The following is a 12,541-nucleotide window of genomic DNA, read 5'->3' as shown; positions in this document are numbered from 1 at the left end:
CACATGAAAGGTTGGTTTGGTTATTTATTGATGGGAATACTGGGTATCTCCGCCTTTACACCGGCGGTAGCACAGCAGCGATCTTCCTATGTATTGGTAATTCACGGTGGCGCGGGTACTATTCTGCAGAAGAATATGACACCGGAAAAGGAAGCGGCCTACAAGGCTTCCCTGAAGCATGCGCTGGAAACAGGCTATGGTGTGCTGAAAGGTGGTGGCAGCAGTTTGGATGCGGTAGAAGCCACGGTGAGGGTACTGGAAGATGATTCACTTTTTAATGCAGGTAAGGGCGCTGTTTTTACACATGATGGCCGCAATGAGCTGGATGCAGCTATCATGAATGGAAAAACCAAAGCAGCTGGTGCGGTAGCGGGTGTTACTACAGTACGCAACCCGGTAAGTGCTGCACGGGCGGTGATGGAGAAGTCGGAACATGTGATGATGGTAGGCCCCGGTGCAGAAAAGTTTGCGAAAGAAGCAGGCCTGGAAATAGTGGACCCTGCTTATTTCAGAACAGAGTCGCGCTGGAGAGACCTGCAACGGGCATTGCGTGAAGACTCTATTGCTGCAGCTAAATCCAACGCCTATACGAATCCGGGAAAGCTGGGTATCAAAAACATAGACTATAAATTTGGCACCGTAGGTGCGGTGGCGTTAGATAAGCAGGGTAACCTCGCAGCCGCTACTTCAACTGGTGGTATGACCAACAAAAAATATGGTCGCATAGGGGATTCTCCAATTATTGGCGCCGGTACTTACGCTAATAATCAAACCGCAGCAATTTCGTGTACGGGTTGGGGTGAGTATTATATTCGCAATGTAGTAGCTTATGATCTCTCTGCCCTGATGGAATATAAAGGACTGACTGTACAGCAGGCAGGCAATACCGTGATCAAAAAAGTTGGCGATATGGGTGGCGACGGAGGCCTGATTGCATTGGATAAGCAAGGCAACATGACCATGTCTTTTAATACAGAAGGCATGTACAGAGGCGCTGTTACTAAAGATGGTAAAATTGAAATTGCTATTTATAAATAGCAGAAAGCTCTTGCAAAGAAGCAAAGGAGCAAAGACGCTAAGATATTTCTCCCTTAGCCTCTTTGCTCCTTTGCTTCTTTGCAAGAGCTTTTTGCTTTGTGCTTTCAGCTTTATGCTATATTTTTAATGGGCCTTTTTAAATATAAACCCTAACTATCCCATGACCAGATTGTTATTTGCCCTAACCCTGTTGTATCTGTTGTTACCTGCCTGTACCAATAAGCGCCAGCCTCAACCCTATGAAGGCAACTGGACCCAGGTAACCCGTATTAATAATGCTTATGTAATATACATTCCCTGCGCATTGGACTTGCGAAAAATGAAAGTAACTGATTCGGCAATTCATGAAGTGTTGCCGATGGAGGTGAACGACAGCCGTATTGTAAGCACCACCCCGGTAAATGGTGGTTACCGGCTGAAAGGAAAGGAATCAGTATATACCTTTAAATGGCTGGACCAGCAGAAGGGGACCGCCGAATGGACCATTCAATATTCTCCTTCTTCCCCGGAGGAAACGGTGGTTTTTGTAGATGATGATCATGAGAAGGATTTCGAAAAAGTACATCAGCCGGAAAGTGATTGCGCTAACAATGCGGATACCCGTTAACGTTATTTCATCAGTTGCTTTAAGATCTCCTCTTTCCTTTGCCGGGAAATAGGTACCTGGCTGCCATCTTCCATAGCAATGGCGCCTCCTTCTGATTTTATGAGGGCGGTAATTTTATGTCGGTTGATCAGATGTGACTGATGGGTACGGATAAAGTGTTTGTCGGCCAGCAGGTCATGATATTCCTTGAGTGTTTTGCAGACAATTAATTTTTTTTGTCCGGAGATGTATACATGCGTGTAATTTCCAGCGGCTTCGAGGCGTATAATATCTTCTGGCGCGGCGAAAACAATTTTGTCTGCCAGCGGAAACGCAATGCGGGCCTCTACGGCGGGTTTGCTGATGTTGGCGATGAGTTCCCGCAGCCGGTGGTTTTCCCGTTGAGGAATAATTTGCGCCATCGCCTTTTCAACGGCGGAGGAGAGTTCCAGCACATCAATAGGCTTTAGTACATAATCAATGGCGCAGGCTTTTACAGCAGCAATGCCATATTGATCATAAGCGGTTACAAAAATAACTTCGAAGTTGCGGTGGGTGGGGAGGGATTGTAGCAGTTGAAACCCGGAGCCACCTGGCATTTCAATGTCGAGAAAAAGCAGGTCGGGTTCCAGTTGTTTGATGAGCTTAAGCGCGGTGGCGGCGGAATCAGCTTCTCCCACAATTTCTACTGCCGGGCAATATTCGGTGAGCAATGCGCGCAGGTTATCGCGGCTTTTGTATTCATCATCTACCAGGATACTTTTTATTTTCATGCTGCTTCAATTGGAATCGTGAGTAATGCCGTAGTGCCGTGATGGTTAGTGATATCCAGCCGGGCGCTTTGTCCGGGTACTTTGAATAGTTCTAGTCTTTGCCTGACCAGTTTAAGTCCTACACCATTATGCTGGCCGTTATTAGCGGACGAAGGATGGTAGCCATTACCATTATCTCGTACTGTAATCAGAAGGGTAGCGTCTTCCTGTTTGGCGGTAATATGCAAAATACCAGCTTTACCTTTGGCTGCCAGGCCATGCAGGATGGCGTTTTCCACCAATGGTTGTAATATCATACCGGGTATCTCCACCAACTCAGTAGCTATATCTTCTGCAATAGCTATTTTAAAAGTAAAATCAAAGCGCAGTTGTTCCAGTTCACAGTACAGGCGGATGGTATTTAACTCTTCTTCCAGTGTCAGGGTATTTTTTTCGGCGTGTTGCAGCACATATCTCAATAACATCGAAAACTTCACCAGGTAAGTATTAGCGGCTTTATACTGGGAGGTATTGATAAGTGACTGGATAGAGTTGAGTGCATTGAAAATAAAGTGCGGATTCATCTGTGAGCGGATGGCTTTTATTTCCAGTTCCCGGATAGTGCTTTGAATGGCTGCGGCGGCGCGAATGCGGCGTATACGTGCGCGGTATATCCAGAAACCAACTAGCGCGGTAAACAGAATGGAGCCGAAGCTCCACCCTGCGATGTTCAGGATATTTGATTTTTGTAAGAAGGAAACACGGGGGACTTTAGCAGCTGCTTCTATTGCCTCATCCACTGTACTCCAGTTATTATCTATTGTTTGAATGTGGTCTGCTGTAATTTTGCCCCATTTATCCAGTATTACTATGTTTTTCTCACCATATCCCGAAAAGCCATAGGTGGCATAGTTATCTTTGTCTTTATTTTCCAGTTCCACGACGGTAACGTTAGAATATGGGCTGAGAATTGGAAGTTTTGATACCGGGAAAGATTCGTTGATCGCAGCGTATACAAAAGTCACATCCGGATGACGCTTAATGGTATTCACTAATACACTGTCGTCAATAGGACCGCCACCATTTAATATCAGGCAGGTGATTTTGCCTGGAGTTGTTTGGAAGTTGTAGGTTTTACCTTTAACAAGTGGAAGTTGCGTGAAGGGTAACACATTGCCTGGAGCCCAACGATTCATTGACTGCCAGTCGTTGATGATGGGAATGGTCATACTGCTATCTCCGCAATTGTGGATAAAGTCTTCCATATAAGGTTTCAGACGTTGATTATCCTGCCAGCTTCTTCTTTTCAATTCCTTCCGGATGCCTTCAGATAGCATATAATACAATGGATATCCTTTCAACGAGGAAAGCAGTGCAAAGTAATCCTTGTAAAATGAAAAGCCCACTATACTCCCACCTGCAGACATACTGATGCGTGACTGCTGGAAAAGTAACGCCCAGCCTAGGTAATAGCGGTAGAAGTAGTTTTCTTTGTAGGGGTTCAACAACACAGGCATATAATCAATGCCACTGGCTACAGCTTCGGGTAGCCGTTGAAAAGGTAGGGAAGCGCTGTCGGCCTGGTAATTATGACTATAAAGATACAGGAGCCAGTCGCTGGCGATATTGTAACGCCAGGCGGTTTTGTAATAATCCAGGGCTACCGGTGATGCCTTGTCTTCATAATTATGTAGCAATGTATTGAATTCTTTGGTGGCAGCGTTTTGCATGGCTAAAACACCGGAGAGACTGGTGGCGTTGTTGATGTTTACCCCACCGGCATAAAGGAGGCGACTGAGTTCCATACCCAGTTGAGTATTCATTGCTGCACTGCCGGTAAAGGTAATTGGCACGGCGCGGTTTCCGGCATTAACAGTAAGTGTATCGCCTGGCACCATGAAAAAATCACCTCCGGTTCCCCCTCCCTTAAAAAAGCCCAGGGTAGGTTCTGAAAGCTGCAAAAGGCAGGAGAATTCTCCTTTGCTATTAATGGGAGTCTGGATAGTAAGATTCGGCAGGGTAATCTTCATTGTTTTTTCTGACGGTGATGGTGCTATACCTTTTAGTAAGGTATTACCTGTCAGTGGAAAGGAAGCGGCAATGAGCAGTTGTGAATAGCTTTTTTTTTCACCCGCAATACGAATGGGTACTATTTTTTCGGAAGGGCGGTGTGCAAATAGCTGTTCCACTATGGTGCGCAATTCTACAGCCTGCATGGGAGTGTAGGTGTAAGTAACGTCAGCGGCTATACTTTTTTTGGGGCTGTAGGTAACCAGCTGAAGGGGAGGGGGTGGTTGGTCCTTGTCTGCCACAAGGGTTACTATTTGCCCGGTGGGAGTGATTTCCAGGTGGAAGGAACCGCCGGCGGGTTTTTTATCCAGTCCCTGTTTATAGGGAGGATAATAGCTGTCGTATCCTGCCCATCCATAATTATCATCCCGTTGTGGAAAATACCGGACAACTCTTTCCTGTGTGATTAGATATTGTTGATTGCCATTGGGGTACAGTGTTTGCAAATAATATCGCAATACATACCTGGAAGTAAATAGCATAGTGGGCTCCAAGTCACTATATGGGCCATTTTCTGTCCCCTGGGTTACTTGCATATCAAACCAGTCGCCGGGTTTTAATGCAAAATATCCCGTTTTATCCTGTGCCCGTAACAGTAGCGGCAGGATAAGCAGTAAGCATAAATAGGCTGTTTTTTTCATGATACAATAATTTTATTGTACCAAAGCTACCTGGATCAGCAGCCCGGGTTTTATCCAATGAGCAAACGGTAAGGCCGACTGAATATCCGGTGAATATATAACTGAAATCAGTATACACATAATTTTCATAGCACTCTTTTAGCTGACATAAAAGATTTATTTTTATAGGCTATGAGCCAGCAACTAATCCAGTCTATTAAATACCTGATCCATTTATCGGAAGAAGAGGAATTATTCATACCCACTTTGTTTAACCGGGTAAGCCTGAAGAAAAATGAATACTTTCTCCAGGAAGGGAAAGTCGCTAACCAGGTAGCATTTGTGGAGAAGGGATTAATACGCTATGTAATGACCCGCGATGGCGAAGAGATGCATACTTATTTCTCCTGCGAAAATGAATGGCTCGGCAATCATGAAAGTTTCCTGTCGCGGCAACCGGCCAACGTCAGTATTGTGGCGCTGGAGCCAAGTGTGTTGTTGGTTATTTCCCGCGAAAACCTGCAACTTATGTACGATACGCTGAAACAGGGAGATCGGCTGGGCCGGTTAATTATAGAAAGCGTATTTGTGGAATCCCTGAAGCAGGTAGCTTCTTTATATGCGGCTACACCGGAAGAACGTTACCAGGAATTTTTTGAGAAGTTCAGCAGGTTGCAACATCGCATACCCCAATACATGATTGCTTCTTATATAGGCGTAAAACCACAATCACTTAGCAGAATACGAGCGCGGATAGCTAAAGGAAATTAGTTAACCCAGGTGAACGAAATTGAGTCATCGAAGGAGGAAATTTGTGTTATAAAATCAAAACATATGAAACACTACAATTTCTTCAAGTACCTCACTATCGTATCTGGTTTAACATTGGTGTATATTGGTTGCAAGTTCCTGTTGCAGCCGGAAATAGCAGAACATGGCTTCGGCATTGATGTTAATACAGGAGGAGATTATTCCTTTCACTATATCAAAGGGATCCGTGATTTATTTTCCGGCGCCATCATTACCTTACTGGCAGCATTGAATATGCGGAAAGCACTGCTGGTGGTATTGCTGTCGGGTATTTTTGTTCCGATAGTAGACATGACCCTGGTGTTGCAGGCCACACACGGTAATGTAATGACCGCCATGCCGCATATCATCGCCATTGTATTGACAGCTATCGCCGCCGTTGGAATACAGTTTTACGGTCCCCGGGCTGAAAAGGCAAGCGCTTCGCTTGCCGCTGTGGGAACGCCGGCTATTCGTTAATCAGCCGGCTTTGGCGGAAAATGTTTCCCCAGGTTTTGGTATAGTCGGGAGATAAAACCGCAGCCTTTTTAGCTATGAAAACCGCGTGAAAAGAACGGGCGCCTTGCAGGATGTAATAAAGCTGGGATTCAGGAGCAGGCGTTCCCGTTACTGCCGGTGGTTCTATCTTGAACAAGGCCTCACGGTGACCTGGCAGGTTTTCTTTACGCAATACCGTTACTTTTGCTCCGGGCGACTTGCTCATCGCCGCATCAGCAAAGCTTTTAACGGCCTGGTCAATATTCGGCACCTTTACATTTTCCATGGTCATGGCATAAATCATCTGGCTCCAGTTTTCCGGTGTTTCATGATCTAACAGGTATTGACGGGTCACAAAATGATCGACTTCCGTATCTGCTACCATCTTCCACTTATCTGTTGCCGGAAACGCTATTTTAAGCCGCTCTTTTCGTATGGCCTTTCCTGTTTGGAATGATTCCCCGATCTGGTGAAATAAAGGAGCATAAACGCCGGAAAAAGGCAATAGGGTAGTGGCACTCAACAGGTACACTTTATTATCTGTATACGAGAGGAAAATACTGGTAAAGAAGGTGTCGGGACGGTTCGGCTCCAGGTGTATTTCATCCAGCCATATGGTGCGCCTGCCGTTGCTGATAATACTCCCTGAATCAATGAGCCGGAAGAAGGGGTTCCGGCCAGTATAGTTCAATAGTTTCTTTACAATCTTATCCGGGCTGGAAGCGGGTTCCGACAGGATACTTACATTAAAACTTTCCGGTGCTTTTTGCGTACTGTCCGCCAACAACCGTTGTGCAATAAATTTAATGGCGGGCGCCTGGGTACTTTTCCAGGTATCCCATCCTTTGGGTACGCCTACTGCAAAATTGTGTAATGTATCCCTGTAATTTACTAATTCCTGTGCCTGGGAAAAAAAGGGTATGAGCAGGATACAGCAACAAAATAAACGTTTCATCCATCGCTATTTACTACAAATAAACGGCTTTTTGTGTTATTCAGGATTATTCTGATTGGGCTGATTCTTTTTTATCTTCTAAAATCAAATAATAAAAATCAGTTCTAATCAGCATAATCCTGAACAAAACCTCAACCCGCGCTTTAGCTAATGAATATGGCCACCAGCAAAGCGCCAAGCGGATGAGCAGTTCTCAGCTCTCTGCGTAATACCTGCAATGCTTTACTCATATGCTTTTCCACTGTTTTTACAGAAATACCCATTTCCTGCGCAATGGCTTTATAACCCATATTACCGTAGTAGCTCAGCATAAATACTTCCCTGCATTTTTGTGGCAACGTATTAATACTTCGCGCAATTTGATTTTTTAATTCCGACTGCTCTAATTGTATTGGTTGCACCACCTCCTGCTGATAAGCCTGCCTGATTAATACCTGGTGATGATTTTCCTGCAGCAGTTTATTCCGCAGCAAATTTGACACTTTATATTTCACGGCATTGTTCAGGTAACCGCTGATATTCACATCTGCTGCTATTTCATCTCTCCGGAGGTATAAACTGGTAAATACATCCTGTATAATATCTTTTACCTGTTCGCGGTCTTTTAGTATCCGGTAAGCGTGGTTACTAAGGGTTACAACGGTAGCATCATACAATTGCTCAAATGCTTTTGTATCGCCGGTTCTGGCTTGCTGCCACAAGTGATCGCATATATGGTAAGTGCCGGAGTAGATAAGAATGTGGTTTTGCGGGCAAAGATATTTACTGTAACAAGCTTTGTATGTTAACTTATAGTAAACAACTGCTCCAATGTTAACTAAATATGAATTCCACTTTTTTAGTAAAAAAAGAATGGGGGTAAATGCGCGTTGATGTGATAAGTATAACAAACACACCTACCAATGACGCCTTCGCGCCTGCAATATTTACTGGAACAATATCTTAACGGAACAGCCACGGCGGCGGAGCTGGCGGAATATAACCATTGGTACGAACAGCAAAAGAACGACGGAGAGCCAGCATTTAATGCTGCCGAAAGAAAAGAGATGTACCGCGTAATTGCGGGGAACATAAAGGGGAAGTCCGCGGTGATCTCTCTTCGCTGGGCAGCAGCAGCGGTTATCCTGTTATTGGCAGGTGCGCTGTGGCTGTTTAAAACCACGCCATCGCCTGCACGAAAAACGATGGACAAATTAGTGGCGGCCAATACAGATAGTACCGTGATTCATAATGCTACGCAACAGCCGAAGACCCTGCGTTTGCCGGACGGATCAGAAGTGGTGCTATATAAAGATGCTACTATCCGCTATGCTACTCCTTTCGGAGAAAATAGCAGGTTGATATTGCTGGAAGGGAAAGGCTTTTTCAATGTCACTAAAAATGCCCCGCTGCCCTTCACCGTAGTCAGCAATGGTGTAGCTACTACCGCACTGGGCACTTCTTTTACCATTACCACGGTTCGTCGGGAAGTAAAAGTAGTACTACACACAGGTAAGGTAATGGTGAAAGCGCATGATCAAACACGTTACCTGCAACCGGGACAACAGCTGGTATGTAATACGCTTACCGGAACAGCTAGCCTGGTGGCTGCGGTGACTAAAACAATGCCAGCACCACCGGCAATCGCGTTTGGATCACTGCGTGGTGTAGCCGCTACTTTCGACCAGGTACCACTATCCGCCGTATTGGATACGATTGCCGGAAAATATCATGTTAACATCACGGGCAACAATACCGCTTTCAATGATATTGCTTTCTCTGGTGTGATCAGGGATACAGATTCACTGTCGCAGGTGCTGCATCGCATGGCGATGTTGCACGATTTAAAAATAATATCAACACGTACAGGTTACCGTATAGAAAAAAATCACTAACTAAATATTTGTGCATTATGACACATCGCTACCTGCTAGCGAAGGGCGGAGCTTTGTCCCTTCCTCAACAGCAGTCAACGTTTCACAAGGGCAGTAAATTTTTGGGCCTGCTGTTACTGATGGCTTTTATCAACCTGCTGCCTGCACAGGCGCAAAGGAAAACATGGATTAAAGGTTTAATTGAAGATGAAAAAGGCCAGCCGATACCGGGCGCTTCGGTACAGTTGAAAAGCGGACCAGATACACTGAAAAGCTTTGCAGTAACAGATCCCAAAGGCATTTTTACTTTTGACAACACCCGCCAGCAAGGCCCCTTTGTATTTACAGTGGCGTACGTTGGTTATGTTACACAGGTCATCACCAAGCTAAACCTGGACCCGCAAAAAGAACAATCTATTTATGTAGTGCTGAAAGAATCTTCTTCTGCATTAAGTGAAATAGTGGTGGTAGGTTATGGTACGCAGAAGAAAGTAAACCTCACTGGCGCGGTAGACCAGGTGGGCAAAGAAGTATTTGAAAACAGGCCTATGACCAGCGCCACCCGTGGATTACAAGGAGTGCTGCCCAACCTGAATATTCGTATGACCGATGGAAAACCTATCCGTGGTGCCACTTACAATGTAAGGGGTACCACTTCTATTGGTGCCGGCGGTAGCGCCCTGGTGCTGATAGACGGTGTGCCCGGTGATCCTAATTTGCTCAATCCTAACGATATTGAAAGCGTGTCAGTGCTGAAAGACGCCGCTTCTGCCGCGATCTACGGCGCCCGCGGTAGTTTTGGCGTAGTGTTGATCACTACCCGGAACCCGGCGAAAAACGGTACACAACTTACTTATTCCAGCAACTATTCCCTGAATGATCGTACCATTAAACCAAAGTTTGTAACAAATGGCTATGAATGGGCGAAAAATTTTGATGAAGCATACTACGCATGGAATGACTATAAATCACATCCCGCTAAAGCCAATAGCGTATTCCCTTTCTCACTCGATTATCTCGATGAACTGAAACGCCGCAACGATGATCCTTCGCTGCCCAAAGTAGTGACTGATCCTACCACCGGCAATTACGTTTACTATGGCAACACCGACTGGATGCAGGAGCTGTACGCCGACAGGAATCCATCTACCGAACAAACATTATCCGCTTCCGGCAGTAATGCTAAATCAGAATATTATCTCTCCGGAAGATATATGTCGCAGAATGGTATTTTCCGCTACAACCCGGATAAATTCAAAATGTATAATGTACGGGCAAAAGGAGCAGTAAGGCCTTTCGACTGGCTAAAACTGGAAAATAACTTCGATTTTTCCCAACGTACTTATTTCTTTCCCATCCTGAATCATCCCAGTAATACACCCGTATGGAGAAGGATTTCCGATGAAGCTTTCCCCGTGGCCATGCTGAAAAATCCGGATGGTTCGCTCACGGAAAATGCCGCTATTGTATTTGGTAGTTTCTTAACAGGCAACAACTATTCTGATCAAACACAGTTGTTACTGAGAAATACTTCCCGGTTCACCACCTCTTTTTTGCATGACAAACTACATGTAAACGGCGACTTCACCTACGCCTATACGTCCAACGTAGAAACCCGTTTATATACGCCGGTGCCCTATAGCAAAACGCCCGGCCAGACATTATTACGCGGGGAAAGTAAAATGAACGAACAAAACGACCGGACTACTTATACCGGTATGAACTTTTATGCCGACTATGAACAACGTTTTGCGAAACATACCTTTAAAGTACTGGTAGGTTATAACTATGAAAACACGTTGTTTAAGTCGAGGTATTATCAGCATGATGGCATGATCAACGCCAGTATGCCTGATTTTTCCCTGATGAATGGATTGAACTATACGTTGACAGGTGGCGGTTATGAATGGCGTACCATGGGCGGTTTCTTCCGCTTAAACTATAACTACGATGAGCGTTATTTGCTGGAAGTAAATGGCCGGTATGATGGTTCTTCCAAATTCCCGCAATCGCAGCAGTTCGGATTTTTTCCTTCTGCTTCTGCCGGCTGGCGTGTATCAAAGGAAAAGTTCTGGAATGTATCCAATAATTTCATCAGCGATTTAAAGTTGAGAGCATCTTATGGCGCACTGGGAAATGGAAATGTCAGTCCTTACCAGTTCCTGCAAATGATGTCGGTGAGCAAGCTGCAGATGTCTGTCAACGGTGTATTACCAGACTATACCCAACAGCCCAATGTGATTCCGGATGGCCTTACCTGGGAAAAGGCGACTACCTTAAATGGTGGTGTAGACATAGCTTTCCTGAAGAACCGCCTGAAGCTGAGTTTCGATAAATATACCCGCAATACCACCAACATGTTTACCACGGGATTGCCGGTGCCTGCAGTGTTTGGTACAACAGTACCCAAGGGCAATTATGCTGATCTGCAAACCAAAGGCTGGGAGTTATCTGTGAACTGGAGCGATCAGTTCAACGTGAGCAACAAACCGTTTAACTATGCAGTTGGTGTGGTGTTATCTGACTACCAGTCTTATATTACCCGCTTTAATAACCCCAGGGGGCTTATCAACACTTACTATAAGGGCATGCGGGTAGGTGATATGTGGGGCTTCGTGAATGATGGTTACTTCCAGACCCAGGATGAGGTGGCAAAAAGAACCGCAGATCAATCTTTTATTAAAGTATCTAATGCTAACCTGTTACTGCCTGGTGATATTCGTTTCAAAGACCTCGATGGCAATGGTAAAATAGATCAGGGAGAAGGTACGGTGGAGAAACCTGGCGACCAGGCGATCATTGGCAATACAGAACCCCGCTATGCATTTGGTATCACAGGTAGTGCCAACTGGAATAATTTCTTCTTCGATATTTTCTTCCAGGGTATCGGAAAGCGGGACTGGTGGCCCGGAACAGATGCTTCTCTTTTCTGGGGACAATATAATCGTCCTTATAGCTGGATGCCGGAAGATATTATGGATAAACGCTGGTCAGAAACCAACCGTGATGCATATTTCCCGCGCTTCAGAGGCTACACCGCACTCAATTCCAATGCAGAGTTGACAGTGCAGCAATCCAAATATGTGCAGAACGTTGCCTATATCCGCCTGAAAAACCTGACAGTAGGATACAACCTGCCACAGGCATGGTTATCAAAGGTAAAGATGAAAAATGCACGCGTTTTCTTTACCGGTCAGAATCTGTGGACATGGTCGCCTATGTATAAAATCATGAAAACGCTGGATCCTGAAGTGATTGAAGGATCTGATCCGGAGTTGAATAACAACGCAGGTGGTATTGGCGCCGGTAACGGTATGTCCTACCCCATGCTGAAAACATATACCGTTGGTTTGAGTGTAACTTTTTAATGTTTAATGCTT

Annotated in this window: 10 protein-coding genes; 6 read left to right on the top strand and 4 right to left on the bottom strand. The window is 45.2% G+C overall.

Features of this window, described 5'->3' with window-relative positions; genetic code table 11:
* Positions 1-3 precede the first annotated feature (3 nt).
* Both J7623_RS03855 and J7623_RS03850 read left to right on the top strand, forming a co-directional pair.
* Positions 4-1,038, top strand: a complete 1,035-nt coding sequence (locus J7623_RS03855; protein ID WP_291917331.1) for an isoaspartyl peptidase/L-asparaginase family protein — start codon at positions 4-6, stop codon at positions 1,036-1,038.
* A gap of 160 nt (positions 1,039-1,198) precedes the next feature.
* On the top strand, positions 1,199-1,645 hold the full coding sequence (locus J7623_RS03850; protein WP_291917329.1) for a hypothetical protein: 447 nt from the start codon (positions 1,199-1,201) through the stop codon (positions 1,643-1,645).
* Positions 1,646-1,647: 2 nt separating this feature from the next.
* Here J7623_RS03850 and J7623_RS03845 read toward each other — a convergent pair whose 3' ends face one another.
* Positions 1,648-2,397: a LytTR family DNA-binding domain-containing protein gene (locus J7623_RS03845; RefSeq protein ID WP_291917326.1), complete on the bottom strand. Its 750-nt coding sequence runs from the start codon at positions 2,395-2,397 to the stop codon at positions 1,648-1,650.
* A complete protein-coding gene (locus J7623_RS03840) occupies positions 2,394-5,087 on the bottom strand; it encodes a histidine kinase (RefSeq protein WP_291917324.1) in 2,694 nt (897 codons plus the stop codon). Before J7623_RS03840 ends, J7623_RS03845 begins: the two co-directional genes overlap by 4 nt.
* A gap of 171 nt (positions 5,088-5,258) precedes the next feature.
* Between J7623_RS03840 and J7623_RS03835 the strand changes: the two genes are divergently transcribed.
* Complete coding sequence (locus tag J7623_RS03835; RefSeq protein WP_291917323.1) at positions 5,259-5,837, top strand: Crp/Fnr family transcriptional regulator; 579 nt, start codon at positions 5,259-5,261, stop codon at positions 5,835-5,837.
* A 63-nt stretch (positions 5,838-5,900) separates the two neighbouring features.
* Complete coding sequence (locus tag J7623_RS03830) at positions 5,901-6,335, top strand: DUF4267 domain-containing protein (RefSeq protein ID WP_291917320.1); 435 nt, start codon at positions 5,901-5,903, stop codon at positions 6,333-6,335.
* On the opposite strand, the gene J7623_RS03825 is transcribed toward J7623_RS03830, so the two are convergent.
* Together J7623_RS03825 and J7623_RS03820 are read right to left on the bottom strand one after the other, a co-directional pair.
* Complete coding sequence (locus J7623_RS03825) at positions 6,325-7,308, bottom strand: hypothetical protein (protein ID WP_291917318.1); 984 nt, start codon at positions 7,306-7,308, stop codon at positions 6,325-6,327. The genes J7623_RS03830 and J7623_RS03825 overlap by 11 nt on opposite strands.
* 143 nt (positions 7,309-7,451) lie before the next feature.
* Entirely contained in the window at positions 7,452-8,009 is a 558-nt protein-coding gene (locus tag J7623_RS03820) for an RNA polymerase sigma-70 factor (RefSeq protein ID WP_291917316.1), read from the bottom strand.
* Positions 8,010-8,210: 201 nt separating this feature from the next.
* Here J7623_RS03820 and J7623_RS03815 point away from each other — a divergent pair, with 201 nt between their 5' ends.
* Together J7623_RS03815 and J7623_RS03810 are read left to right on the top strand one after the other, a co-directional pair.
* A complete protein-coding gene (locus J7623_RS03815) occupies positions 8,211-9,182 on the top strand; it encodes a FecR domain-containing protein (RefSeq protein WP_291917315.1) in 972 nt (323 codons plus the stop codon).
* Positions 9,183-9,199: 17 nt separating this feature from the next.
* On the top strand, positions 9,200-12,529 hold the full coding sequence (locus tag J7623_RS03810; RefSeq protein ID WP_291917312.1) for a TonB-dependent receptor: 3,330 nt from the start codon (positions 9,200-9,202) through the stop codon (positions 12,527-12,529).
* Positions 12,530-12,541: the final 12 nt, after the last annotated feature.

The sequence above is a fragment of the Chitinophaga sp. genome (assembly GCF_017745275.1).
GTDB lineage: Bacteria > Bacteroidota > Bacteroidia > Chitinophagales > Chitinophagaceae > Chitinophaga.
The sequence above is the reverse complement of the archived record's forward strand: the minus strand, read 5'-3'. Positions and strand labels throughout refer to the sequence as shown.